The organism is Streptomyces sp. NPDC049970 (assembly GCF_040660235.1).
Taxonomy (GTDB): domain Bacteria; phylum Actinomycetota; class Actinomycetes; order Streptomycetales; family Streptomycetaceae; genus Streptomyces.
The window spans coordinates 158,692-182,643 of the sequence record NZ_JBFALP010000009.1 but is presented as its reverse complement, the minus strand read 5'-3'; the positions used below and the strand labels follow the sequence as shown (position 1 = coordinate 182,643).

The 23,952-nt window shown below is 72.2% G+C and carries 23 protein-coding genes; 10 read left to right on the top strand and 13 right to left on the bottom strand.

The window, feature by feature from the left end:
* Nucleotides 1-80 precede the first annotated feature (80 nt).
* The 3 genes from AB0I83_RS18655 to AB0I83_RS18645 are packed head-to-tail and all read right to left on the bottom strand — an operon-like array spanning nucleotide 81 to nucleotide 2,901.
* Complete coding sequence (locus AB0I83_RS18655) at nucleotides 81-1,112, bottom strand: hypothetical protein (RefSeq protein ID WP_363305354.1); 1,032 nt, start codon at nucleotides 1,110-1,112, stop codon at nucleotides 81-83.
* A 50-nt stretch (nucleotides 1,113-1,162) separates the two neighbouring features.
* Nucleotides 1,163-1,825, bottom strand: coding sequence for a hypothetical protein (locus tag AB0I83_RS18650; protein ID WP_363305352.1), 663 nt, complete (start codon nucleotides 1,823-1,825; stop codon nucleotides 1,163-1,165).
* Nucleotides 1,822-2,901, bottom strand: a complete 1,080-nt coding sequence (locus tag AB0I83_RS18645; RefSeq protein ID WP_363305351.1) for an NlpC/P60 family protein — start codon at nucleotides 2,899-2,901, stop codon at nucleotides 1,822-1,824. The genes AB0I83_RS18650 and AB0I83_RS18645 overlap by 4 nt, the downstream gene beginning before the upstream one ends.
* Nucleotides 2,902-3,227: 326 nt before the next feature.
* On the opposite strand from AB0I83_RS18645, the gene AB0I83_RS18640 reads away from it, so the two are divergent.
* From AB0I83_RS18640 to AB0I83_RS18605, 8 genes are all read left to right on the top strand, one after another.
* Complete coding sequence (locus AB0I83_RS18640; protein ID WP_363305350.1) at nucleotides 3,228-3,665, top strand: DUF6668 family protein; 438 nt, start codon at nucleotides 3,228-3,230, stop codon at nucleotides 3,663-3,665.
* Nucleotides 3,666-3,677: 12 nt separating this feature from the next.
* On the top strand, nucleotides 3,678-3,998 hold the full coding sequence (locus AB0I83_RS18635; protein ID WP_356530658.1) for a hypothetical protein: 321 nt from the start codon (nucleotides 3,678-3,680) through the stop codon (nucleotides 3,996-3,998).
* A gap of 101 nt (nucleotides 3,999-4,099) precedes the next feature.
* Nucleotides 4,100-4,858 carry a hypothetical protein gene (locus AB0I83_RS18630; protein WP_363305349.1) on the top strand — a complete coding sequence of 253 codons (759 nt, stop codon included), beginning with the start codon at nucleotides 4,100-4,102 and terminating at the stop codon, nucleotides 4,856-4,858.
* Entirely contained in the window at nucleotides 4,858-6,129 is a 1,272-nt protein-coding gene (locus AB0I83_RS18625; RefSeq protein ID WP_363305348.1) for a hypothetical protein, read from the top strand. Before AB0I83_RS18630 ends, AB0I83_RS18625 begins: the two co-directional genes overlap by 1 nt.
* A complete protein-coding gene (locus tag AB0I83_RS18620; RefSeq protein ID WP_356530661.1) occupies nucleotides 6,119-7,615 on the top strand; it encodes an SCO6880 family protein in 1,497 nt (498 codons plus the stop codon). Before AB0I83_RS18625 ends, AB0I83_RS18620 begins: the two co-directional genes overlap by 11 nt.
* Nucleotides 7,616-7,665: 50 nt before the next feature.
* Nucleotides 7,666-9,135, top strand: coding sequence for an ATP/GTP-binding protein (locus tag AB0I83_RS18615; protein WP_356530663.1), 1,470 nt, complete (start codon nucleotides 7,666-7,668; stop codon nucleotides 9,133-9,135).
* A 180-nt stretch (nucleotides 9,136-9,315) separates the two neighbouring features.
* Nucleotides 9,316-10,491 (top strand): hypothetical protein, encoded by a 1,176-nt coding sequence (locus AB0I83_RS18610; RefSeq protein WP_363305347.1) that lies wholly within the window; start codon nucleotides 9,316-9,318, stop codon nucleotides 10,489-10,491.
* A gap of 346 nt (nucleotides 10,492-10,837) precedes the next feature.
* Nucleotides 10,838-11,497: a TetR/AcrR family transcriptional regulator gene (locus AB0I83_RS18605; RefSeq protein WP_363305346.1), complete on the top strand. Its 660-nt coding sequence runs from the start codon at nucleotides 10,838-10,840 to the stop codon at nucleotides 11,495-11,497.
* Nucleotides 11,498-11,570: 73 nt separating this feature from the next.
* Here AB0I83_RS18605 and AB0I83_RS18600 read toward each other — a convergent pair whose 3' ends face one another.
* The 10 genes from AB0I83_RS18600 to epsC all read right to left on the bottom strand — a co-directional run bounded on the left by AB0I83_RS18600 (nucleotide 11,571) and on the right by epsC (nucleotide 22,374).
* Complete coding sequence (locus AB0I83_RS18600) at nucleotides 11,571-12,164, bottom strand: flavin reductase family protein (protein WP_363305345.1); 594 nt, start codon at nucleotides 12,162-12,164, stop codon at nucleotides 11,571-11,573.
* Nucleotides 12,161-13,627 carry a dihydroorotase family protein gene (locus AB0I83_RS18595; RefSeq protein WP_363305412.1) on the bottom strand — a complete coding sequence of 489 codons (1,467 nt, stop codon included), beginning with the start codon at nucleotides 13,625-13,627 and terminating at the stop codon, nucleotides 12,161-12,163. The genes AB0I83_RS18600 and AB0I83_RS18595 overlap by 4 nt, the downstream gene beginning before the upstream one ends.
* Nucleotides 13,624-14,910 carry an acyl-CoA dehydrogenase family protein gene (locus tag AB0I83_RS18590; protein ID WP_363305344.1) on the bottom strand — a complete coding sequence of 429 codons (1,287 nt, stop codon included), beginning with the start codon at nucleotides 14,908-14,910 and terminating at the stop codon, nucleotides 13,624-13,626. Before AB0I83_RS18590 ends, AB0I83_RS18595 begins: the two co-directional genes overlap by 4 nt.
* The gene (locus tag AB0I83_RS18585; RefSeq protein ID WP_363305343.1) at nucleotides 14,889-15,992 is read right to left on the bottom strand and encodes a PrpF domain-containing protein; all 1,104 of its coding nucleotides are present in this window, start codon (nucleotides 15,990-15,992) and stop codon (nucleotides 14,889-14,891) included. Before AB0I83_RS18585 ends, AB0I83_RS18590 begins: the two co-directional genes overlap by 22 nt.
* Nucleotides 15,989-17,845, bottom strand: coding sequence for an asparagine synthase (glutamine-hydrolyzing) (gene asnB, locus AB0I83_RS18580; protein ID WP_363305342.1), 1,857 nt, complete (start codon nucleotides 17,843-17,845; stop codon nucleotides 15,989-15,991). Before asnB ends, AB0I83_RS18585 begins: the two co-directional genes overlap by 4 nt.
* An 8-nt stretch (nucleotides 17,846-17,853) precedes the next feature.
* Nucleotides 17,854-18,720: a cupin domain-containing protein gene (locus AB0I83_RS18575; RefSeq protein ID WP_363305341.1), complete on the bottom strand. Its 867-nt coding sequence runs from the start codon at nucleotides 18,718-18,720 to the stop codon at nucleotides 17,854-17,856.
* Nucleotides 18,721-19,014: 294 nt separating this feature from the next.
* On the bottom strand, nucleotides 19,015-19,965 hold the full coding sequence (locus AB0I83_RS18570; RefSeq protein WP_356530676.1) for a DMT family transporter: 951 nt from the start codon (nucleotides 19,963-19,965) through the stop codon (nucleotides 19,015-19,017).
* Between the two features lie 81 nt (nucleotides 19,966-20,046).
* Nucleotides 20,047-20,604: a cupin domain-containing protein gene (locus tag AB0I83_RS18565; protein WP_363305340.1), complete on the bottom strand. Its 558-nt coding sequence runs from the start codon at nucleotides 20,602-20,604 to the stop codon at nucleotides 20,047-20,049.
* A gap of 2 nt (nucleotides 20,605-20,606) precedes the next feature.
* Complete coding sequence (locus AB0I83_RS18560; protein ID WP_363305339.1) at nucleotides 20,607-21,590, bottom strand: cysteine synthase family protein; 984 nt, start codon at nucleotides 21,588-21,590, stop codon at nucleotides 20,607-20,609.
* A gap of 73 nt (nucleotides 21,591-21,663) precedes the next feature.
* Entirely contained in the window at nucleotides 21,664-22,374 is a 711-nt protein-coding gene (epsC, locus tag AB0I83_RS18555) for a serine O-acetyltransferase EpsC (RefSeq protein WP_363305338.1), read from the bottom strand.
* A gap of 271 nt (nucleotides 22,375-22,645) precedes the next feature.
* Between epsC and AB0I83_RS18550 the strand changes: the two genes are divergently transcribed.
* Together AB0I83_RS18550 and AB0I83_RS18545 are read left to right on the top strand one after the other, a co-directional pair.
* Nucleotides 22,646-22,891, top strand: a complete 246-nt coding sequence (locus AB0I83_RS18550; RefSeq protein ID WP_363305337.1) for a 4-oxalocrotonate tautomerase family protein — start codon at nucleotides 22,646-22,648, stop codon at nucleotides 22,889-22,891.
* Complete coding sequence (locus AB0I83_RS18545) at nucleotides 22,888-23,883, top strand: hypothetical protein (RefSeq protein WP_363305336.1); 996 nt, start codon at nucleotides 22,888-22,890, stop codon at nucleotides 23,881-23,883. The genes AB0I83_RS18550 and AB0I83_RS18545 overlap by 4 nt, the downstream gene beginning before the upstream one ends.
* Nucleotides 23,884-23,952: the final 69 nt, after the last annotated feature.

Here is a 23,952-nt window from a genome sequence, read left to right as displayed (position 1 = left end):
CCGCACCGCGAGGCGGCGAGTCGTACGCGGACCACCGGGCGCCCCGGCCGCGGAGGGGGCACCCGGAAGCCGGGTGCCACTCAGCCCGCCTTCCGGGTGGCCACCGCCGGCCGTTCCCAGGACGGAGCGGGACGCGAGCTCCGCGGTGCGGGTGAACCCTCCGCGCCCAGCGCCCGCACCTCCGGGATGCTCGGTCCCCGCACCTCCGGGCCGCTCGGATCCGGCGTCCCCGGCCCGCTCGGGGCCTGCGTCCCGGGTTCGTTCGGGTCACGGGACCTGCCGGGCCCGTCCGGGGTGTGAGCCCCTGGCTCGTTCCCGGCACGAGCCTTCAACAGCCACTCCCGGTGCTTCAGGACGGCGGTGAGCGCATCGCCGTCCTGGCCCGGGATCTGGCTGCGCATACGGACCACCGCGACGCCGGCATCGAGGGCCTCGTCCACATCGGTGATCCCCGTCCACAGCAGCTCGGCACTGCTCGCCACCGCCTCCGCCCGCTCGCCGTCCCCCTGGTAGTGCCAGCGTTCGGCGACGTCGCGGTACAACTGGATGCCGCCGACCGTGTCCCCGGCCAGCGCCGTGGCCCGGGCGCGTACCTCACGGATGCGCAGTGTCTCGGGGTGGGAGACGCCGAGGATGCCGGCCGCCCGTGTGTCCAGCTGGGCGGCGAGCTCGCACGCCTGCTCGGTGCGGCCCGCCTCCAGATGGTTGCGCACCTGGTCCAGGGACTCCTCGTACGTCCCGGCCCCCGTCCCCTTCCGCTCGCCGGATCGGGGCGTGGGGCCGGGGGCGGCGGCCGCCGCCTTCTCCCGGCGCTTCGACCGGCGTCTCCTCGGCCCTCGGCCACGGGATCCGGCTGCGGGGACCTCGGTGACCTCCCCGTCGGGCGAGATGACCAACTGCCATACCTCGCCGCCCGGTTCGGTCGCCGTGGCCCGCACGGCACGACCGAGCCCGGCCGCGGCGACAGCCACCACACCGATGGCGGAGGCCCGAGTGGCGTGCCCGGTCGTGGGAACGAGGGGGCCTGACGCGACGACCCGGCCGTCGTCGTGGACGACGAGGTCGTAGACCGGCCAGGCCGGAACATCCTTGTGTTCGTGCTTCGTTGACATGACGTTTCTCCCGTGCGGTTGGACGCCCGGCCTGATCCGGGACACGGTCCTCAGCGGACGGTGACGTCGGCGACCCGCCACGGCTTGCCGGGCGCCGCCCGGGTGAGCTGCGCGTAGACCGCTACGACGACGGGATCGCCCACCCACCCCTTGCTCCCCGACGGGGTGGCGGTGACTGTCCACTGCCGCCACGCCTCCGTGTCGCCGTCGGGGGGCCTGGCGGCGTCCTCGGTCTTGTCCGCCGCGACGGTGGTGCGTGCGTCGTGATCCGCCCACTCCTGCCACTGGGCGCCACTCACCGGCCGGGGCGGGCGCGCGCGGAGCCGGTCCGCGTAGGCGTCGGTGAGCCAGCCCGCCTCCGCGGTGCGCAACTCGGCGTCGTGCGGCCCCTGGTCGACGGTGGTGTCGAACGTCCACAGGGCCGTGATCGCACCTTCGCTGACCGCGTCGGCATCGGTGAGGTCGACGTCCTTCGGCCGCACCGATCCTCCGCGCGGAGTACCGGGGCTCGCGGGCGGCGTGGGCTCGGCGGTGTCCGCGCCGGTGACGGACGGAGTCGGGTAGGGGCCGGTGCCGGTGGCCACGGGTGCCGACGGTGTGGAGGCCGCGGCCTCCGCGCCCCCGTCGTCGGAGCCGCACCCGCCGGCCACGAGGGCGAACGTGAGCACCGCGGCCGCGGACGCGGTGGCGTTCCGTGTACGGGAGGAAATCATCCGAACCGCCTGACCTTCTGGGGCTTGCCCGCGTAATAGGGCTCGTCGAGGCTGCTGATCTTCACCACGTCGCCGGTCTTCGGCGCGTGGATGAACTGCCGGCCGCCGATGTAGATGCCGATGTGGTCGTAGCTGCCGTTCAGCGCGAATCCGATCACGTCGCCGGGTCGGAGGTCGTCGCGTGACACCGCTTCGCCGGACGTGACCTGGAGCTGGCTGACGCGGGGGAGGATGAGGCCGCCACCCGTGGCGTGGTACACGGCGTTCTGCACGAGGCTGGAGCAGTCGAACCCCACGGTGCCGGCCCCCTGGGCGAAGCCGCGGCCGGGTCCCTCCGGTCCGCCGCCACCCCACGAGTACGGAGTGCCGAGCCACTTCCTGGCATTGGCGACCACCCGGTCGCCGAACGCGCTGCCGTCCTCGCCGTCCGCCCCGCCGCCGGTGCCGGCCGGTTCGGCGCCGGTGTACTTCGTCGTGGCCGCGATGATCCTGGTGACGTAGCCCTGCGTCTCCGGGTAGGGAGGCACACCGCCGTACTGCTGCACCGCACCCGGCCCGGCGTTGTAGGCGGCGAGCATCAGCCGGGTGACGTCGCCGCCGATGTCCAGCCTCCCTACCTTGTCCGCGAGCCAGCAGTCGTAGCGGGCCTGCGTCATGATCGCGTCGCCCGGGGTGAAGGGATCGGCCACACCGTCCGGTTCGGGACTGCCGTCCTTGCCGGCCGCGTCCACACCCCAGGTGTCCCAGGTGCCGGGCATGAACTGACTCAGCCCCTCGGCGCTCGCGGGACTCACGGCGGTGGGGTTCCACCCCGACTCCGCCTCGATCTGGGCGGCCACCAGCGGGGCGCTGACCTCGGCGCAGAGATCGCCGGCCCGCTCGATCCACCGCACGTACTCGGGCGGCACGACCCCGGACCTGAGCCCCGTGACCAACCCCACTGGTTCTGCTTCCTGTTCCCGGCCCACGGCCCCCAGCACCGACAGTCCGAGCAGGGAGCCGACGCCGACCATGCCCAGGACCGCGCACCCCGTGACGAGCGCGGCCGACCGCGCCCGGCCGGGACCGCCGCTCACCGGCGATCTCCCGCCTGAGGCGCGACCCCCGGCGGAGATCTGAAGTCGAACATGGATGAATCAGTCCTTATCTATCCCAATTGCAAGAAGAGTTGTTTGTTGTGATTTATCAACTTGTGTGTATTATTCGGCCCGTTGTGTTGGTGGTCGAAGGAGATGCCGTGGCAGGGGATGTGCCGGTCGTCAATCCCTGGTTGCCGCAGCCGGGCCGTTCGGGGGGCACCAACGGGAAACCGGTGCGATCGGTTCAAGGGACGCCGTCCGGACTTTCCGGCCCGGACGCGCCCCAGGGCGCGGGGGTGCCGAGGCCGGAGCGGGCGCTGCCCGTGGCTCGTCCGCTGCTGAGCGAGGGGCAGTCCTGGTGGTGGCTCGGCGTGCACGGCGGCGCCGGGGTCAGCACGCTTGAACAGACCGTGCCGGGAGGCCGGGACGCGGGACGCGCATGGCCGGCGGCCTCGGGGAACCAGCCGGTCGTGCTGGTCGCCCGTTCCACCTCCTACGGACTCGGCGCCGCGCAGAGTGCGGCTCAGCAGTGGGCTTCGCGCATGGTCACCGGCATCGACCTGCTGGGCCTGGTCGTCATGGCCGACGCTCCCGGCCGGCGGCCACGGATCCTGCGGGACCGGGTGCAGCTGGTCTCGGGCGCGGTGCCCCGGCTGTGGGAGATCCCGTGGGTGGAGCCCTGGCGGCTCGGTGAGCCGCATCTGCCCAAGGAGTGCGTGCCCCTCGCCCGAGACCTGACCCGACTCACTCAACCCACCTAGAGGGGAACCCAGTTGTCCACTCTGCTGGCGGCCTTTTCGGACGCCTCGCCCTATCTCACCCACGCGGTCGCAGCCGCACCGGCGCCCTCGGGCGTGCCCGACGTCGGCGGGGGAGAGGCCCCGCCCGGCGCCGAGGACCTCCTGAAGGTACTGAGGTGGGTGGCCTGGACCGTGACCGTCCTGTGCGTCGCCGGCATCTTCGGCGTCGCCGCCCGGATGGCGCTCGACCACACCCGGGGAGGCGGCCGCGACCACGCCAGGGGACTCGGCTTCGTCCTGGGGGCCTGCCTGCTCGTCGGGTCCGCCTCCGGCATCGTCGGCGCGTTCGTCTGACGACACCGACGACAGCGACGACACCGACGACGGGCCGGACCGGCGCCCCGCTCCTCCGACCACCACCCGACCACCCATCACCCTGAGGACGGGCAGGAACCATGTCAGACCCCGGCACGCGCGTGGCGGCCGACGAGCCCCGAAGTCCCTGGCTGCGCGGCGGCTTCGTCCTCGCCGCCGCGTTCATCGGCTTCGTGACCGTCGTCGCGGGCGCGGTCGTCTTCACCTCGGACACCTCCGGCCCGGACCCCGGCGCCGGCACCGCACGGCCGCCCGTCGACCGCGCAGCCGTCCCGTCGTCGCCGCCACCCGACGCCGACGGGCCCTGCCCCGAACTGTCCGACACCCGCCAGGACGTGCCCACCGCCGTACCCCGGGGCGTGACCTGGAAGCTGTTCGGCGCCGTCGCCGTCCCCTCGTCCGGGGCGTCGGGCCCCGCGGTGACCGGCAAGGACGTGGCGCACTGCTACGCACGCACTCCCGTGGGCGCCCTGCTCGCGACAAGCCAGATCAGCGTGCGGTACCTGGCCGCCGACGACTGGCGGAAGGTGACCCGGCTCCAGATGGTCGGAGCCGGCCGTGACGCCTACATCGCGGGACGCACGAGCGCGGAGAAGAAACCGTCCACCGACCGGGACGGCGGCGCCCACGGGCAGATCGCCGGATTCAGGTTCGTCACCTACGAGGAGAGCACCTCGGTGATCCAGACCGTGTGGCGGTTCCCGGACGGCCGGATGCAGGCCGCCACCACGACCGTGCTGTGGCGGGACGGCGACTGGCGGCTGGAGTACCCGGCGGCCCCGGTCGCCCCCACCCCGGTCGGCTCCCTGGCCGGCTACATCCAGTGGGGAGGCGTCTGATGGCCGGGTGCGACTTCGGCTGGGTCACTCCCTCCGTCGGCGGGTACTGCGTGGGGAACGGCACCGGGACGGCGCCGGACAACCTCGGTGACAGCGCGTTCGACGAGATCGCCGAGAGCGCCGCGAAGGCGGCGAGCACGACGGTCAAGGCACTCGGCAGCGCCTGGATGGACCTCGGAAGCCCCGATCTGAGCGACGACACCGGGCCGGTGGCCTTCCTCCGCGGCTCCACCCTGTGGGTCACCGGCTTCACCGCCGTACTGTGCCTGCTGGTCGCGGCCGGGCAACTCGCCTGGCAGCGCCGGGGCGAACCGGCCAGGCAGGCGCTCCAGGGGCTGCTCAACCTGGTGATGGTCTCCTCGGTCGGGGTGGCTGTGGTCAGCCTGCTGACCACAGCGGGGGACAAGTTCAGCGTCTGGATCATCGACAGGTCCACCGGCTGCCGGCAGATCAGCGCGACCGGGGAACCGGTGGCGCAGTGCGTGGCCGAGTTCGAGAAGCGCACCTCGGCCATGCTGGCCCTGGGCGGCACGGACTCGTCGTTCCTCGTCCTGATCATGGCCGTGCTGGTGATCACCGCAACCGTGGCGCAGATCGCCCTGATGATCGTGCGGACGGCCATGCTGGTCATCCTCACCGGGACGCTGCCCCTGTCCGCCGCGGCCAGCTCCACCCCCGCCGGGCGGCTCTGGTTCCGCAGGTCCGTGGGCTGGCTGCTCGCCTTCGTGCTGTACAAACCGGCCGCGGCCGTGGTGTACGCGGCCGCGTTCTCGATCACAGGTCAGGAACAGGACAACGAGGTCGTCTCCATGGTCTCCGGAGTCGTGCTGATCGTGCTGGCCTGCTTCACCCTGCCCGCGCTGATGCGGTTCGCCGCCCCCGTCGTCCAGGCGGCCGTTTCCGGTGCGGGCCGTACGGCCCGGGGCTCCGACGGAGGCGGAGCCGCCCCGTCCGCCGGCGGCACCGGCGCCCTGCCCGTACCGCACCTGCGGAGCCTGGCCACCGGCCGGTCGGTCGCGGGGGCGGCGGTCAGCCCGGACGCCACCGGCGCGCGGTCCGGCCACCGCGCGGCCACCCGGGGAGCCGAGGGCGCACGCGGAACGGCCGACGGCGCACGCGGAACGCCGGACGGCGAACGCGCCACGACCCGGCCCGCCAGGCCCGAGGCCGACCCCGCCGACAGCGCCGACACGGAGTCCGCGGCCCCCGTGCCCGTCCCGGACCGCCGGCACCCCGACCACCACCAGCAGGAGGAGCGCCGTGACCACTGAAGAGATCACCACCCGCACATACGGCAACTTCCGCAAGCCGCGCACCGCCGGGCTGCGCGGACTGTCCCTGGGTGCGACCCTGCTGCTGCTCACCGGACTGATAGCCGTGGTGCTGGCCTCACTCGTCTCCCTCTGGGCGGCGCTGGGCCTGGCTGCGGTGCTGGCGCTGCTCACGGCCGCCCTCGGGTTGAAGGACCGGCACGACCGTACGCTGATGCAGCGCGGCGCGGTCCGCCTGGCCTGGTGGCGTACGACCTCCTCCGGCGGACACCTCTACCGGTCGGGCCCGCTGGGCCGGTCCGGTTACGGGACCTGCCAACTCCCGGGCCTCGCGGCGCAGTCGACACTCACCGAGGCACGGGACGGCTACGGCCGCCCGTTCGCGGTGATCACGATTCCGGCCACCGGGCACCACACCGTCGTCATCTCCTGCGACGCCGACGGATCCGCCCTCGTCGACGAACGCCAGGTCGACACCTGGGTGGCCCACTGGGGCCAGTGGCTGTCCGCACTGGGCGCCGAGCCGGACCTGGTCGCCGCGAGCGTCACCGTCGAGACCGCGCCCGACTCCGGGGTGCGCCTCCAGCAGGAGATCGCCGCCAACTCCGTCGCCGACGCGCCCCGCCTGGCCACGGAGATGCTCCAGGAGGTGCTGTCCGCCTATCCCGAGGGCTCCGCGCGGATCACCACGCGTATCGCGCTGACGTACTCCGGTGCCGCCCGGCCCGGCATAGCCCGCCGCAGCGCCGAGGACATGGCGCTGCACATCGGCACCCGCCTGCCGGGCCTGACCGCCGGACTCTCCCTGACCAGCGCCGGTACGGCCGTACCGATGACCGCGACCGAACTCGCCGAGGCGGTGCGCGTCGCCTACGACCCGACCGTGGCGACCCTGGTGGAGGAGGCGCAGGCCACCGGCGGCACCGGACTGACCTGGAGCGAGGCCGGGCCCACGGCCGCCCAGGAGGCGTGGGACCACTACCGGCACGACGGGGCGTTCAGCGTGACCTGGGCCATGACCGAAGCCCCTCAGGGCGAGGTCTTCTCCAACGTCCTCACCGCGCTGGTGCAGCCCAACCGCGACATCGCCCGTAAGCGGGTCACGCTCCTGTATCGCCCGCACACCCGGGCCGAGGGCGCCCGTGTGGTCCAACAGGACTACAAGAACGCACTGTTCAGCGCCCAGCAGTCGCAGATCGGCAAGGCCAGGGAGGACGCCGAGGTCACCGCCGCGCGCAGGACCACCGAGGAACAGGCCCAGGGACACGGCGTGATCCGCTTCGGCATGCTGATCACGGCGACCGTCAACGTCGCCTCGGAACTTCCGAGGGCTGCGGCGGCCGTCGACAACCTGGCCCCCGCCGCGCGTATCGCGGTGCGCCCCGTCTACGGCTCCCAGGCCGCGGCCTTCGCCGCTGCCCTGCCCCTGGGCCTGGTGCTCCCGCTGCACACCGCGGTGCCGCAGACCGTGCGCGACGCCATGTGACGCAGCACGGAGTACGAGCGCGGAGACCGGCGAGGAACGAGGAGAACCCGATGGCACGCACCACCAAGCAGTCCCGTCAGCCGCTGCGCCCCACCTCACGTGGCTGGTCCGGCCCCGGCGGCGGCATGGTCGGCTATGTCGACCCCGCACCCGAGTGGCGTGGCACCTCGGTGCAGGTGTGCGGCCTGTGGCCGTTCGGCGCGGGCGCCGGGACCCCGATGGTCGGAGTCCCGCTCGGCCGCGACCTGGACTCAGGGGCCACGGTGTGCTGCGATCCGGTGTCCTGGTTCAGCCGCACGGGCCTGCTGGCCAACCCGTCGATGTTCGTGCTCGGCCGCCCCGGGCTCGGCAAGTCGACCATCGTGCGGCGCATGGCCCTGGGCCTCTCCGGTTACGGCGTCCACCCGATGATCTTCGGCGACCTCAAGCCGGACTACGCGGACCTGATCAGGGCCATCGGAGGGCAGGTCATCAGCCTGGGCAGGGGCCGCGGCAACCTGAACGTCCTGGACCCCGGCGAGTCAGGCAAGGCCGCCACCCGGCTCACGGGCGAAGCCCGTCAACGCCTCCTCGCCGACATCCACGGCCGCCGCCTCCACATGGTCTCGGCGCTGGTGACCATCCTGCGCTCGGCTCCGCCGACGGACCGCGAGGAGACGATCCTCTCGACCGCGCTGAACGTCCTGGACGACCGGCACGACCTGCGGTCGGGCCGCGTCCCGGTGCTCGCGGACCTGGTCCAGGTCATCAAGGAGGCCCCGGAGGCGGTACGGGCGGTCGCGCTGGACCGGGGCGACATGACCCGCTACCGCGACATCACCGAGAACCTCGAGGCGTCGCTGACCGCCCTGCTCGGCGACGGCCGTCTGGGAGGGACCTTCGCCCGGCCCACGACGGAGCAGATGAAGCTGGACCGCCCGGTCTGCTTCGACGTCAGCGGAATCGACGACAGCGAGGCGCTGCTCCAGGCCGCGGCGCTGCTGTCCTGCTGGTCGTACGGCTTCGGCGCGGTCTCCGCCGCACACGCGCTCGCGGACGCCGGACTGGAACCGCAGCGCAACTACTTCCTCGTCATGGACGAACTGTGGCGCGTCCTCCAGGCAGGGCGCGGCCTCGTCGACCGCGTCAACGCCCTCACCCGGCTGGACCGCCAGCGCGGAGTGGGGCTGGCGATGATCACCCACAGCATCGACGACCTCATGGCCCTGCCCGCGGAGGAGGACCGCACCAAGGCGAAGGGCTTCGTGGAACGCGCCGGCATGGTGGTCACAGCGGGGCTGCCCCCCGCCGAACTGCCGCAGCTGGACCAGATCGTGGAACTCACCGAGGCGGAGAGGCGCCTGCTGGTCGACTGGTCCACCCCGCCCGCCTGGGACGCGGCCCACGGCCGCCGCGCGGACCCGCCGGGCCTCGGCAACTTCCTCATCAAGGTCGGCAACCGCCCCGGTATCCCGGTGCACGTGGACCTGACGGAGGCGGAACTCGCGGTCAACGACACGAACAAGAGGTGGAACAGGTAGGGACGCGGGGCGCTCCCCGGCCCGGGGCCGCAGTTCGCCCGGCCACCTGCCGAACCGCTGACGGTGAACCGGAAACCCGGCCACCACGTTGTGTCCGTCGAGCGTGGTGCCGCGCTCCTCAGCGCCGTATCTCAGCAGGCCTCCCCCGGGAGGCGTCCTCCAGCCGAAGGAGAATGTGGGATGGAAGAGTCGGACTTCGACTACTACGCAGTGAAGATCGGCAGGGAGAAGACCCACAGCACGAATCAGGAGGTTCCGGATGACGCACCCGTGCCACCTGCGGGCGCGACGCACGGAATCTACGACACGCGGACCAAGAACTACTACGTGCAGAGCGCCGAAGGGCAGATCGCACGCTATTCGGAAAGCAGGAACGCATGGGTCGCCAACGACGAAAGGGGGGTCAGGAGTGCTCTGCGTGGAAAAAGCGTAGCAGCGTCCTACGACGCGCCGTCGTCCTCGGCCCAGGTACAGGAGGCGCGCGAGAGTTCGCCTGAATCGCTGGACAGTACCGGTTCCTACTCCAGTTCCTACAGTGCCGTGCGGAGGGACTCCCAGGGGCGGTTTCGGGAGTCGCGTCAGAGCGTGCCGGAAGATGCGCCCGCGCCGCCGGCAAGCGCCCGGCGTGGTGTCTACGACGTGGAGGCCGGGGAGTTCTACGTACAGAACCACGGCCGGGTCGAGCGCTTCAGCCAGAGAGCGCAACAGTGGGCGACAAGTTCGGCCGCGGGCGTGAAGGACGTCTTGAAGACATACGGCAGGGCCATCGGTAAGGCCGCTGTGAACGCCGGTCCGACCATTGCCGCCGGGACCGCGAAGTACGTGGGAGGGCCGCAGGCCGAGAAGTGGGCGAACATCGCTTCCGGCACCGTTCAGGGTCTGCAGGCCAGCTACTCTCTCGGCACCAATCTGTACGCCGGGTACTCGCAGGGCCGTGATCAGTTCGATACCGTCCAGGCCGCGGCGGATGCATTCCAGATCGGCGGTTCGGTCGCCAACAACCTGAGTGGCGCGACCGCTGAGTCGAACCCCCGTCTCTCCCAGGTGGCGAACTCGATCGGCACAGCCACATCCATCGGGGTGGCCACAGCGCAGGCGACCCACGAGGTCCACGAACAGAGGAGGCAGGCGGAGGCGCAGGACAGGGGGGACAACTTCTACCTGCAGCCGATGGGGAACGAGGTGCACATGAATCTGCCGCTGCGGTCGGCCTCGTCGGTCTCGTCCGCTGCCCGGAACTACACGCCCAGCACCTCCACCGGTGTCCGGACGGCCGAGTCGGACAACAGCCGCCAGCGTCCTGTCCAGGACCCGTCGAACAGCCAGAAGAAGTCGTCGGGGCAGAAGCGAAGTTGAGCGTCCGGCTTCCGCCCCGACCTCCTTCCGCCGGACGCCTGTAGGGCAGATCCGAACGGTGGGCCGCCGAGGGGCTGGCCCGGACGGAGGACGAGGGGCGGGCGGTGCTGAACCGGGAGAGCGGACAGCTTCGGCTCTCGCCCACCGCTGCTGCGGACGAATCGGCCCGCGTGTGTAGGGCGCCCGGCAGTCCGTGAACGTCCTGCTCCCACGCGGGCCGACACGGGCTGCCGGGCTCTGCCGCCCTCCGTGGGACCGGACGGCTTCTCGGCGCCCGGATCCACGGGTACCGGTCGTACCAGGATCACTGGGCAGCCCTATAAGTTTCGCCCTGTAAGGTAACAGCATGGCAGACGAAACCTCCACGACGCCCGTCCGCGTCCGCAACCGCCGCGGCGAGGGTGCCCGGCTGCGCCACGAGATCGTGGCGGCGGCTGTCGAGCTGCTCGACGAGACCGGGGACGAGAGCGCCATCACCCTGCGCTCCGTCGCCCGTCGGGTCGGCATCGCGGCCCCTTCGATCTATCGCCACTTCCCCGACCAGCCGGCCATCATGCTGGCCGTGGTGCGTAGTGCCTTCGCCGAGCTGGACGAACAGCTGGGCGTCGCCGTGGACGCCGCGGGGGAGGGGGCCCGGGAGCGGCTCACGGCTCTGTGCCGGGGTTACCTGGACTTCGCCCAGGCCTATCCGGGCCGCTACCGCACGATGTTCGGGGGGCTCTGGGCGCCCGATCTGAACGCGAGTTCCGTGACCGTGGAGGACATGGCCGCGCTCGGTCAGGAGAGTATTCGGCGAATCGTCGCGGCCCTCGACGGCTGCGTCACCGCCGGTTGTGCGACGAGCACGGACGTCGCCGCCGACGCCGTCGCGCTCTGGCTCGGCCTGCACGGACTCGCCCACCAGCGAGCGGTCTCCCCCTCGTTCCCGTGGCCGTCGGACATCGCCGAGCGCGTGATCGACACGCTCGCCCACTTCACGGACGAGCGGGACGGGCAGGGCGAGTAGGCGCGACAGTGCCCCGTCCGCTCCGGCCGGGACCGGAGTGGACGGGGCACTGTTCTCACACTCCCCGACCCGGTCAGCGCGCCTCCACCGGCCTCGCGTGTGCGAAGCCCCTGTGGTGCCAGACCAAGCCGCCGGCCGGGCGGCCGAGGCAGTCGGAGGCGGCGACCCGCCCCACCAGGATCGTGTGGTCACCCGCCTCGATCAGGTCGTACCGTGAGCAGGTCAACCGCAGTGCGCTTTCCGCCAGTTGGGGAGCGTGCAGGGAGGTCGGGCCGTTGGCCAGCTCGACGTCCTCGAAGCGCTGCGCGGTCGGGCCGGCGAACTTCCGGCCCAGGGCCTCGTTCTCCGGGCCGAGAAGATGGACGGTGAAGGCCGCCGCGCCGGTCAGTACGTCGTGGGTGCGTGAGCCCCTGTCCAGGCAGACCAGCAGCAACGGCGGGTCCAGCGACAGCGAGGAGACCGCGCTCGCCGTCAGGCCCCGAGGGGTACCCGTGTCGTCGTAGCACGTCACGATCGTGACAGGGGCGGCGAGAGAGGACATCGCGGCACGGAACTCGTCGGCCGGGATGTCGCGGGACATGAACGCCCCGGGGTCGTGGGCGGCAACCGCTGTCGCGGAGGGTGCGGACAGTGTCACGGATTCGGTCAGCAGGCTCGTGGCGCTCATCGGGAGGCTCCTTCCAGCTCGCGGTCCATCGTGGGCGGCGTGACGGACTCGGGGGCAGGCGGGACCGGTCCCGGCAGCCAGCGGCCGTTCGGCTCGCCCACCGTCCCGCGCTCCAGGTCCCAGGCCACCCTGCCGCCCGTCACCACGGTCGTGAACCGGCCGGTGAACATCCAGCCCTCGTACGCCGACCAGCCGCACAGCGACTCCACGTGGGAGGCCGACAACTGCCAGCGCGCGGTGGGATCGAGGAGCGCGAGGTCGGCGTCCGAGCCGACCGACAGCCTGCCCTTGCCCGCCAGCCCGAACAGGTCCGCGGGCCCGGTGCCCATCAGCCGCGTGAGGTGGGCCGCCGCGGTGTCGGCCTCGATTCCGCGCGCGAGCATCCCGGTCCACACCGATACGGCGAGTTCCTGGACGCCCGGCAGGCCGGGTGGCGCCTCGGCCGGCGGGCGGTTCTTCTCCTCGACGGTGTGCGGGGCGTGGTCGCTGCCGACGGTGGTGGCCTCCCCGCTGAGCACCGCCTGCCAGAGCCGTTCGCGGTCGCGCGGGGCCCGGATCGCCGGGGACAGCCGGGTGCGCGGGCCGCGCCGGGCCGTGTCGTGGTCGGTGAAGGACAGGTGGTGGCCGGTGACCTCGAAGGTGATCGGCAGCCCCTCGGCCGCCGCCGCGGCCAGCATGTCCGTCTCCTCCGCCGACGACACGTGCAGTATGTGCACCTTCGTGCCGTGGGTACGGGCCAGCTGGACGACCTTGGCGACCGCGACGATCGCTCCCGAGCGCGGGCGGTGCGGTTCGTAGGCGTCGTACGACTCGGGGTCGCCGCTGCGCGAGTCCAGCAGGTCGAAGACGTGCTGGTCCTCGGCGTGCAGCACCAGGCGGACGCCGCCGCGTGCGGCGGACGCGAACGCGGCCTCCAGTTCGTGCGCCTCACGGAAGACCACGGGCGCGGTGTGGTGCCCGGCCATGAACGCCTTCGCCGAGGTCGCCACCGCCGGGTCCAGGTCGGCGAGCACCTCCGGGTGGTCGGGGTCGGCCCCCAGGTGGAAGCGGTGGTCCACGTAGGAGCGGCCCGCGATCAGAGCCGCCTTGGCCCGCAGGGAGGGCGCGTCCAGGGACGGCGGACGGGTGTTGGGCATGTCCATCACCGTGGTCACGCCGCCGGCCAGGGCGGCCCGGCTGCCGTTCTCCCAGGTCTCCTTGTGCTCCAGCCCCGGAGTGCGGAAGTGCACGTGCGAGTCGATGAGGCCCGGCAGGACGTACCGGCCGCGGGCGTCCAGGCGCGGCCCCGGGGGGAGCGGGTCGCCGGGGGCGAGGATGGCGTCGACACGGCCGTCGCGGACGACGACGGTGCCGTCGAGGACTCCCTCGGGGGTGACGAGGCGGCCCCCTTCCACCACCAGGTCGGCCTCGGCCCGGGTGTGACGGGACGTCTGGGATATGCGGGACGAGAGTTCGGTGTTCAGCGGTTCCACGACAGACTCACCAGTTCCTTGCAGAGGTCGTTGGTCGGTCCCATCAGGGCGACGGCACGGGCGTCGCGCCCGAACCGGTTGATCGGGTGCGTCTCGACGTATCCCGCCGAGCCGAGGAACTGCGCCACGTCCGCCACCACGCGCTCGGCCGTCGCGGACGCGGCCAGCTTGGAGTGCAGGGTGGTCAGTCCCGGGTCGGCCGAGGTGCGGCGGCCGGCGCGCTCCACCACCGCGCGTGCGGTCTCGACCTGGGTCGTCAGGTCCACCAGGCGGTGGCGTACCGCCTGGTGCGCGTGCAGCCCCCGGCGCGAGGCGTGCTCGTGCGCGGCGTCGAGCGCGGCCTGGGCGATCCCCACGGCGACCGCGCCGAGCGAGGCCCCGCTGTTCCTGACCCGGGCGATGATGGACGCGGCCACACCCGTGGCGCCGAGCCGTGCGGTGTCGGGGACACGGCACTCCCGCACCGACACGAAACCGGTGGCGGAGCCGCGCATCCCGGCGAGCCTGAGCGAGGTGTCGGGCAGCAGACCGGGGTTGTCGCCGGGGATCAGGAAGAACGTCTGCCCGGCGGCGCCGTATCCGGTGTCCTTCGACGAGGAGTCCGACGCGGCGGGCTCGTCCCCCCGCGACTCCTCCTCCGGCTCCTGCGACTGCGCCAGGACGAGATAGACGTCCGCCAGCCCGGCACTCGTGGTGAAGGACTTCGCGCCGTCCAGCAACCAGCCTCCGTCGGCGGTGCGTCGGGCCAGGGTCGAGAGGTTCTTCTTGGCTGCCCCGGCCCCGCTCTCCGACCAGGCCGAAGCCGCCAGCCACTGGCCGCCGGCCAGTCTCGGCAGCACCTCGCGGTGCTGTGCGGGGGAACCGTTCTCGACGATCCGGCTCGTGACGGCGCAGTGCTGGAAGAGCATGATCGCGGCGGAGGCGTTCACCGAGGCGACCTGCTCGACACAGGAGTTGAGTGCCACCGCGTCGGCTCCCGCACCGCCGTGGGACTTCGGCACGACGAGGGCGAGCAGTCCGCTCTCGCGCAGCACGGCGACGGCCTCACGGTCCGGCTCCCCGCTGCGATCGGCCACCTCGGCGCAGGCCGCCAGCCGGCTCAGCACCTCGGGTGAGGGGGTGAGGGGTGCGCGGCGGACGGGATCGACGCGACCGGCACGGTGGAAGTCCGCCGGTGTGTACGGCGCGGCGTACGTGGTGGCGGCGTAGGAATCGGTCAGGGCCTGCGGCGGGATGCTCCCGCGCACGGCTGTCAGGCTGTCTGCGGAACCCACGAGGTCTCCTCGGATGAGTGGTCGGACGTGGCGAGTACGGGGGTACGGCGGCCGGCCGCGGCGACAGACCGCGGGGCCGTGGCCCGGGGGCGCGACAGCAGCCCCCGGTACTCGACCTGCTTCTCGGCGACCGAGACCCAGGCGAGCCTGCGGACTCCGTCGGTGCCGTGCGTCGAGTGGGCGGCGACCCGCACGCACCCGCCGGGGGTGCGCACCGGCAGCAGTGCGTCGGGGTCGCGTGCCGCCGACCCGGCCAGCGACCAGGGCACGCTGCCGGCGATCCCGGCGGCGGCGCCCAGGCAGATCGCGCCGGTCAGAGCGACCGTGGGGTGCCAGGACGGCACGGACACTGCCCGCACGTACAGTCCGCCGCTCTCCTGCGGCAGCAGGGCCGCGATCTTCGGGAAGGCCCCGAAGGTGTCCCAGCCCTGGGACTCGCAGACCGCGACCCGCAGCCTGGTCATGGCGTCGAACAGTCGCGGATCGTCCGCGAAGAGCGCGTCGGGGCCGCTCACACCGAGGTCGGCGGCGTCGACGAAGGCGTACGCGTTGCCCATCGACACCAGGGAGACGGGCACCGAGCGGCCCTCGAAGGGGACGTGGGTCACGGTCTCACCCGTCATGAGCAGCTCGGGCAGCCTCAGCGGCGGCGAGCACAGGAAGTGGGCGGTGAACCGGGTGCCCCCGTCGGAGGTCTCCTCGGTCTCGCACACCACGTTGTCGCCGTTGTTCAGCACGTTGACCCGGACCCGGCAGCCCGGCACCAGCGGCTGGATCATGCCGGTGCGGGCAGCCGCCTCGACGGCGGCCAGGATCGAGTGACCGCACGAGCCGCGCAGGTCGAAGCTGTCGTGGCTCTGCGGGAGGGACTGCACGAACCGGTAGTCGAGGTCGAAGAGCGGGTGCCTGGACGGTCGGACGATGGCGTTCTTGAGTACGTCGCCGGCGCCCTGCCCGCTCAGATCGGCCCGCAACTCGGCCAGTGCGCCGAGGAGTTCGGATTCGGATTCGGGAAAGGACCGGCCGTCGAGGACAGCGGTGGGGCAGGGTGCGCCGTGTGCCTTGGCGAGGGAGACGTTCATCCGAGTGCTCCCGCCGGCTCGGGCGTGCGCAGTGAGGCCCCGGCGGCCGCGCCGAAGAACTCGGTGCGCCACATCTGGTGCGACATCAGTGCCCACAGGGCCAGAGACACCTGGTCGGACGGCTTGACCGCCTGCTCGGCGAACAGCGCGTCCACCGCCTCGTACCGCAGCCTCCCGTCGGCGCGCAGCGCCTGCGGGGAGAGCACGTCGCGGGCCATCGCCCACATCCGCTGGCCGGGGGCCAGCATCGCGGTGATCGGCAGGGTGAAGGGCTGCTTGGGGCGGTTCAGGACACTGTCCGGCAGCAGTCCGTCGGCGGCCTTGTACAGGGCGCGCTTGACGCCCGTGCCGGGGATCGTGCGGTGGTGGTCGGGCAGCGTCGCCGCGTAGCGCACGATGCTCGGCTGGCAGAACGGCAGCCTGGCCTCGACCGAGCTCGCCATCGACAGGTGGTCGACCCGGCGCAGGTGGTAGGCGGGCAGCCGGTAGCGCTGCTCGATGCGGGAGATCCGCTGGAGGCGGCTGCCCGAGCCGTGCGCGAGGATCTCGCCGAGGCCGGGCGGCATGGCCGAGCCGTGGGACAGGACCCGTGCGGCGTAGTCGCCGGTGTAGAGGTGCTCGCGCAGGGAGCGCGGCACGGCGGCCAGGTGGTCGAGGTAGGCGCCGGCCCAGTCCGAGCCCTCCGGAGCGGCGACGGCCTGCGTCATGCGGGCGTATCCGCCGAAGAGTTCGTCCGCCGCGTCGCCGGTGAGGGCGACCTTGAAGCCGGCGTCGCGGACCGCCCGGAAGAGGGAGAAGGTGCTGAGGGTGATCGGGTCGGCGTTGGGCTGGCCCAGGTGCCGTACGACGTCGCCCATCAGGTCGGGGAAGGTCGCCGGGTCGATCTCCACCTGGTGGTGGACGGTGCCGGTGTGCCGGGACACCTCGGCGGCGAACTCCCGCTCGTCGCCGGGCCAGTTGCCCGTGTAGGCGATGTTGAAGGTGTGCAGGGCGCCGGTCGCGCCGCGGTCCCGCAGGGTGCTGGCGGCGAGTGCCGTGACCAGGCTGGAGTCGAGACCGCCGGAGGTGATGGCGGCGACCGGGGCGTCGGCGATGAGCAGCCGTGACACCTCGCGGGCCAGCAGGTCGCGCAGTTCGCCGCCCGCCTGTGTGAGGCTGCGCTCCTCGCGGACCGGCGGCGCGCTCTCGTACCCCATGCGCCGGGTGGTGAGGTGCAGGCCCTCCGCACGGGTGACGACCGCGGTGGCGGCCGGCGGCAGCACGTCGATGCCCTGGAACATGGTGCGCTGGCCGAAGGGCGTCTTGGCCGAGAGGTAGGTGTGCAGGCCGAGTTCGTCCTCGTAGGGCCGTACGTCGGTGAAGCCGAGCAGGGCGGGCAGCTCCGAGGCGAAGTGGAACCGGCCGCTGCGCTCCTCCCAGTGGTAGTAGAGGGGCTTCATCCCGGAGGCGTCGGTGGCGATCACCAGGCGCGGGGCGGACCGCAGGTCCATGACGGCGACGGAGAACATGCCGTCGAGCTGCTCGGCGAACCGCTCGCCGTACGTGAGGTACAGGGCCGGCAGGATCGAGCCGTCGCAACGGTCCTCGAAGTGGAAGCCCTGCCGTATGAGTTCCGTGCGCAGCCGGTCGTGGTTGTAGAGCTCGCCGTTGAAGACGACGGTGATGTCACCGAGGCGGTAGGGCTGTGCACCGCCCTCGGGGTCCATGATCGACAGCCGGTTGTTGCCGAGTGCCCAGCCGGAGTGCTGGGCGAAGGACTGGGCGTCGGGCCCGCCGTGGTGCTGGAGGGCGGCGACGTCGCGCATTTCCTGGGCGGTGGTACGGGCGTGGAAGGATCCGTGGATGCGGCACATGGCTCAGATCACCTGACGTCGGAGGAGAGACCGGCGGCGGAGTAGAGCGCCGGGTCGTACGGGCTGGGACCACCGCAGGTCACGAAGCGCAGGGCGTCGGGACCGGTGTGCGGGTTGCGGGTGCCGTGCAGGACGCCGGGTGCGGCGTACAGGACGTCTCCGGGGGACACGTCGACCCAGCGGTCGGCGAGATACATCTGGCCGATGCCTTCGAAGGCGATCATCGACTCGTCGCTGTCGGGATGCAGGTGGACGCTGAAGGTCTCACCGGGCTGCTGGATGCCGCAGTGCAGGCAGAGCCGGCTGCTGCCGTTGCCGGGCCAGAAGACGAAGTTCATGGTGGCGCGCTTGGCGTCGGGGGCGATCTGGCCGGTGCCGCCGAAGCCGCGCAGCTGGGTGGTCTCGTCCCAGAGGCTGGAGAACGGCTCGGGGTCGGTACCGGGGACGGAACCTGCGGCCAGAGGGGTGCGCCAGACGTAGACGGTGAGACCCTCCGCATCGGCGGTCGGGCTGTCCGGGCCGGCGCCGGGGTCCTCCGTGTCGGCGGTGAGGGTCAGGGCCTGGCCGGTGGGCGCGTACACGGCGTCGGCCCGGCCGATCCGTTGGGTGCGCGAGCCGACGGTCGCGGTGCCGAGACCGGAGAAGACGACCGCGGTGTTCTCCTCCTCGGCGCTGGCCTCGGGGCTGAACGACTCGCCCGCCGCGACTCGCACGACGTGCAGGGTGACGTGGGTGGCGCCCGCGGCGGGACTCACCGGAGTGGCGAGCGTGGTCCGCCGGCCGGGGAGCGAGGCGAACTCGAATTCGGCGGAGGCGATGATGCGGGCGTCCCCGAGGGGGGTCGCGGTGAGGGTTCCCGAGGTGGATGTGCGCATGATGCGGTGGACTCCTTGGGGTGGGGGAGGGGCGAGGGTTCCGGTGCTTCCCTTCGTCCTGTGACCTCAGAGTGGCTCCCTCCGGTCCCGCCGCACTCCCGCTCCGCTACCGCCGCGAGGGACATGGCCGGGAAGCGTCCCGGACCACCGGACGCGTGTCGTCATAACGTCAACTGCCTTACAGAGGCGCCTAGTTGCTGCACCCGTGGCGCAACGAGCCGGGGCCGGCGCAGGCACCCGCAAAGGGTGTCCGCGCCGGCCCCGGCTCGGTGTGGTGCGCTGTGCGTCCCCTGGCTACGGGCGGGCCTCCTCAGGCACGCGTGCGGGGGCGACGGGCGTCGGAGGTTCGGTTGCCGAGCGCTTGGAGAGGGCGGAGATGCGGCCTTCCGCCAGGGCGAGCGCGGCGATGACGACGACTCCGCCCACCGGCACGTTCCAGGTCAGCGGCTCCCCGAGGGCCAGGACACCCACGATCACGGAGAACACCGGCACGAGGTAGTTCACGCCGGAAGCGGTGGTCGGCCCGGCGTCCGCGATCAGACGGTTGAGCAGGGCGAACGCGATGCCGGTCGAGGCGGCGCCGAGCACCAGGAGTGCGAGCAGCGGCTTGGCTGTCAGGTCGCCGTGCAGTGTCCAGCCGGTCATGAAGGTGGTCACCACCACGGTGATGACGGCGGCGAACCCGAGCTGGGCGGCGGTCACGGAGAGGGCCGGCAGCTTGTGGGGGCCGATGAAGCGGCGTACGTACACGAAGCTGACGGCGTAGCTGGCCGCGGCGCCGACACAGGCGAGCTGACCGCCCAGCGTGCCGAACCCGTCGGTGTTCCAGGGCCCGACGACCACGATCAGCCCGATGAACCCGCCGATCAGACCGATCACCTTGCGGGTCGTCGGCTTCTCCTCGGAGAGCGCGAGGGCGGCGACGCCCATCGTGATGAGGGGAGTCGCTCCCTGGATGACGCCGGCGGTGGTCGCGGTGGTGTGCTGCTCGCCGATGGCGAAGAGGGTGAAGGGGATGACGTTGCCGAAGACCGAGGCGACGGCGATGTGCCCCCAGATCTTGCGGGAGGGCAGGGTCAGCCGCTTCAGGGCGAGGATGCCGAGCACGACGAGGGCGCCGACGATCAGACGGCCGGAGGCGAGCTGGAGCGGTGCGAAGGCCTCCAGGGACATCTTGATGAAGGCGAAGCTGCAGCCCCACAGGGCGGCCAGCAGGCCGAAGCGGCCCCAGTTGGTGAGGTTCATGGCGAGTTCTCCAGAGATGGAAGTGGGATGAAGGCGAAGGGGAGTCGAGCGGTGTCTGTAATGCCTGTGGTGCCTGTGATTTCAGTGGTGGACGTGCGGTGCCTGGTGCGTGTGTGAGCCGTCGGCGCCGTGGTGGTGGTGCCCGTCCCCGTGGGAGGGCGGGTGGTCGTGGTCGGTGTCGGGAGCCTCGACCTCGTACTGGTCGTACTTCTCCATCAGGGCGACCATCTCCTCGCGCGACGGTCGGTTGCCGTCGGCGAGGAGAGCGGCCAGGCCCTGGAAGTAGCCCTCCCGGTGCTCCGCCGGGGTGAAGATGATCAGCATCTCCACGAGGGAGTCGCTCTCGTTGCGGAAGCCGTGCACGGCGTTCTCCGGCACGTGCAGGAAGTCCCCCGCCCGAGCGGTGCGCCATCCGGTCCCGTCGTGCAGGCGTACTTCGCCCGAGAGCACGTAGAAGGACTCCGAGATCTGGGAGTGGTAGTGCGGATCGGCACCACCGGCGCCCGGCAGCATCGAGTGGTGGAAGAGCCCGAAGCGGCCGTCGGTGGTCTCGGCGAGAGCGATGAACCGGGTGGTGGTGGCCACCCCGATCTCGGCCTTCACCGCGTCGGCGTACGCCCGGAACATGGCGTGACTCATGCTCAGGCCTCCCACATGCTCAGATAGCGCTCGCCGGTGTCGGGAAGCAGGGTCACCACCACGCGGTCACTGAACTCGGGCCTGCGAGCGATGAGTTCCGCGGCGTACGTGGCAGCACCGGACGAGACGCCGGCGAACAGACCCTGACCGCGGGCGAGCCTGCGCGCGGTGTGGAGGGCGTCCTCGTCGGAGACGGTGAGCACCTCGTCGATGAGTGTGACGTCGGTGGTGTCGGCGACGAAACCGCCGTTGAGCCCCGGGATGCGGTGCTGACCGGCGTAACCCTTGGAGAGGATCGGCGACTTCTCCGGCTCGACGGCTATCACCCGCACGTCCGGGTCCTGTTCCTTCAGGTGGCGGGCGACGCCGGTGAGGGTGCCGCCGGTGCCGACCGCGCACACGAAGGCGGCGATGCGGCGGCCGGTGGTGGCGACGGCGGAGTGGATCTCGGGGCCCGTTGTCTCGTAGTGCGCCCGGACGTTGTCCTGGTTCTCGTGCTGGCAGGGGAACCAGGAGCCGAGAGTGGCGGCGTGCAGCCGCTCCGCCTCGGCGATCGCCCCCGGGTAGCCGAGCGCGCTCGGCGTCTGGACGATCTCCGCCCCGAAGGCGCGCAGCAGCTTGACCCGCTCGGTGGTGGCGTTGTCCGGGAGCACGATCACACAGCGGTAGCCGCGGGAGGCCGCGAACGCGGCGAGCGAGATACCGGTGTTGCCGGAGGTGGCCTCGATAACGGTGCCGCCGGGCGGCAGGTCGCCGCGGTCCTCGGCCGCCCGCAGCATGTAGAGCGCGGCGCGGTCCTTGCTGGAGGACATCGGGTTGGCCGACTCCAGCTTCGCCAGCACGCGGGCGCCGGGAGCCAGGTCACGGAGCCGCAGTTCCAGCAGGGGCGTGGAGCCCACGAGGTCCTCGATACGGGAGGCGACCGCGGGGCGGACTGGGGCGGTGTGGGCCAGGGGGGCCTGTGCGGTGATCGACACGGTTCTCATCTCTCGCAATCGGGGAGTCGTACCGGGGGGCGGGAAGGTCGGGAGAGCGGGGGGCGGTGCGGAGTCCGGGAGATCACCAGGAACCCGCGGAGGCGATGACGGTGAAGACGTCCTCCATCAACTCCGGACGGCGGCCCGGCTCCTTGATGACGGCGGTGGGGGCGAGTACCCGGGCGCCACCGGGGACGTCCTTGTTGACCAGTGCCTGCGCGCCGATGACCGCGCGGTCGCCGACGGTCACCGGGCCGAGCACGGTGGCGTTCGCACCGAGGATCACACCGCTGCCGACCACGGGGTGGCGGCGGTCTCCCTCGGGCCGCTTGTTGTCGCTCCACCAGCCGACCGCGCCGAGGGTGACCTGGTGGTACATCGTCACGTCGTCACCGACGACGGCGGTCTCGCCGATCACCACTCCGGCGCCGTGGTCGATGAACACCCGGCGGCCGAGCACCGCGCCCGGATGGATCTCGACGGCGGTCACCCGCCGCGCCCACCGGGCGAGCAGCCGGGCCGGCATCCGCAGGCCGCGGCCGTGCAGGCGGTGAGCGACCCGGTGCGCCCACAGTGCGGTGAGCGCGGGATGGAGTACGGCCTCCTTCGAGCCCCGCACCGACGGGTCGCGGGCGACGACGACGTGCAGGTCCTCGCGGAGGGTGTGAAGGAGACGGGGAGTGGGGGATGCGGGAGTGGCGCCGGTCGCTGCGGGGCTGCCCGTGGGGGCGGTACCGGACGCGGGGCCGGATGCCGGAATCGGCTCCCGTTTCGTCGGACTGAGCAGGCTCATCGTGGCTCCAGTGGCGGGGCGGGCCTCTTGACTGGAACAGAGCGTGCCTGGCCGCCTTCCCGCCGGAGTCCCGGTCCGTTCCCGCCCGGAGGGACCGCCGGCCGTGTCGGCGGAACGAGGAGGGAACGTGCCGGGAAACAGACGGGAACGGCCGTCCCCACACTCGCCTGAGCAGCACCCCGTCGTGCACCGGCCTCCGGCGCACGAGCCTGCCGGTGCGACGGTCAGCCGACCGCACACCGTCATCCCACTTCGAACAGAGGAGCTCCCCGTGCCCGTCATCTCCGTCGACTGGTGGAAAGGGAACGACCGTGCCCAACGCCAGGAGCTGGTCACAGAACTGACCGCCTGCGTGTCCCGCATAGCGGGATGCCCCAAGGAGGCCGTCACCGTCATCGTGCGGGACGTGGATCCCGGTCACTGGGGTAAGGGCGGCGTGCTCGCCGACGTGCTCCTTGCCGACGCCGACGCCGACGCCGACGCCCCCGAGCCACAGGACACGGGGGGAAAGCCATGACGTCGCCCGCCGGGCGGAGCGACTCCGACCCGCGGCGACTCCTCCTCGTCTCACCGCCGCCGCGGCTGGTGGCGGAGGCCACGGAGGCCGGCTTCCACATCCTCACCGTCACGGACACGGACGGCTTCCCGGACGACGAATCGCTCCGCGCGTACCTCGCGCAGACGGCCCGCACCCACCGGGTGAGCAGGATGATCGCCTGCGGTGAGGCGGCCGCCCTGCCCGCCGTACTGGAGACGGCCGAACGCCTCAGCCTGTCCCCGAACCCGGCCGCCCTGCCCTGTCTGCTGGCCGACCCGGAGCGTATCCGGGGCCTGCTGACCCGCAGCGGCCCCCAGTGGGAGGCGGTCGCGCTGCCCGCGGAGGCACGGGACGGATCCCTGTCGTACGACGTCGAGTACGGCGTGGAGACACTGACGGCGGAAGGGATGCACAGGGTCACCGGCATCGTCGAACTGAGCTCCACCGGACCGGACGGACCCCGCGCCGGGTCCGAGCCCGGGCCGGGAGACGGGGGCGGGCCCGGGGCCGCCGGGGCGGAGCGCGGGGGAACACCCGTCCACACCTTTCCCGCGCCGCTCACCGGGCAGGAGGAGGCGGAGATCCGGGCCCTGGCCACCGGTCTGCTCGATCTCGCCGGCTACGAGTTCGGATATGCCTTCACCCGCATCGCGCAGACGGGACAGGGGCTCCGCATCATCAACTCCCTCACCCGGCAGTCGTGTCGGCCCGCCTCCCGGCTGATCGAGCTGACCACAGGGCTGGTTCCCGAGAGGGAACTGGTGCGCGCGCTGTCGGGGAAGCCGATGGAGGCGCCGGTCCTGGTCGGATGCGCCTCCGCCGTACCGCTGCCCGACGCGTCCCGCGTCCCCCAGGGCATCACGGCGCTCGACGGCGTGCGAGAGGTGCGGGACGGGCACGTCGTGCTCACCGCCCTCACGCCCGCCCAACTCGCCCGCTGCACGGCGGCCGTTCTGGATCGCCTGGCCTGAGTCCCTCCCCCCGTGTCATGCCGTGAAGGACCCGCCGACGACCCGGCGGGTCCTTCACGCAATGGGGCT

Coding starts and splice junctions, on each gene's coding strand:
- AB0I83_RS18655 (WP_363305354.1), bottom strand. CDS start 1,112: ATGTCAACGAAGCACGAACACAAGGATGTTCCGGCCTGGCCGGTCTAC.
- AB0I83_RS18650 (WP_363305352.1), bottom strand. CDS start 1,825: ATGATTTCCTCCCGTACACGGAACGCCACCGCGTCCGCGGCCGCGGTG.
- AB0I83_RS18630 (WP_363305349.1), top strand. CDS start 4,100: ATGTCAGACCCCGGCACGCGCGTGGCGGCCGACGAGCCCCGAAGTCCC.
- AB0I83_RS18625 (WP_363305348.1), top strand. CDS start 4,858: ATGGCCGGGTGCGACTTCGGCTGGGTCACTCCCTCCGTCGGCGGGTAC.
- AB0I83_RS18615 (WP_356530663.1), top strand. CDS start 7,666: ATGGCACGCACCACCAAGCAGTCCCGTCAGCCGCTGCGCCCCACCTCA.
- AB0I83_RS18610 (WP_363305347.1), top strand. CDS start 9,316: ATGGAAGAGTCGGACTTCGACTACTACGCAGTGAAGATCGGCAGGGAG.
- AB0I83_RS18605 (WP_363305346.1), top strand. CDS start 10,838: ATGGCAGACGAAACCTCCACGACGCCCGTCCGCGTCCGCAACCGCCGC.
- AB0I83_RS18600 (WP_363305345.1), bottom strand. CDS start 12,164: ATGAGCGCCACGAGCCTGCTGACCGAATCCGTGACACTGTCCGCACCC.
- AB0I83_RS18585 (WP_363305343.1), bottom strand. CDS start 15,992: ATGAACGTCTCCCTCGCCAAGGCACACGGCGCACCCTGCCCCACCGCT.
- asnB (WP_363305342.1), bottom strand. CDS start 17,845: ATGTGCCGCATCCACGGATCCTTCCACGCCCGTACCACCGCCCAGGAA.
- AB0I83_RS18575 (WP_363305341.1), bottom strand. CDS start 18,720: ATGCGCACATCCACCTCGGGAACCCTCACCGCGACCCCCCTCGGGGAC.
- AB0I83_RS18570 (WP_356530676.1), bottom strand. CDS start 19,965: ATGAACCTCACCAACTGGGGCCGCTTCGGCCTGCTGGCCGCCCTGTGG.
- AB0I83_RS18565 (WP_363305340.1), bottom strand. CDS start 20,604: ATGAGTCACGCCATGTTCCGGGCGTACGCCGACGCGGTGAAGGCCGAG.
- AB0I83_RS18560 (WP_363305339.1), bottom strand. CDS start 21,590: ATGAGAACCGTGTCGATCACCGCACAGGCCCCCCTGGCCCACACCGCC.
- epsC (WP_363305338.1), bottom strand. CDS start 22,374: ATGAGCCTGCTCAGTCCGACGAAACGGGAGCCGATTCCGGCATCCGGC.
- AB0I83_RS18545 (WP_363305336.1), top strand. CDS start 22,888: ATGACGTCGCCCGCCGGGCGGAGCGACTCCGACCCGCGGCGACTCCTC.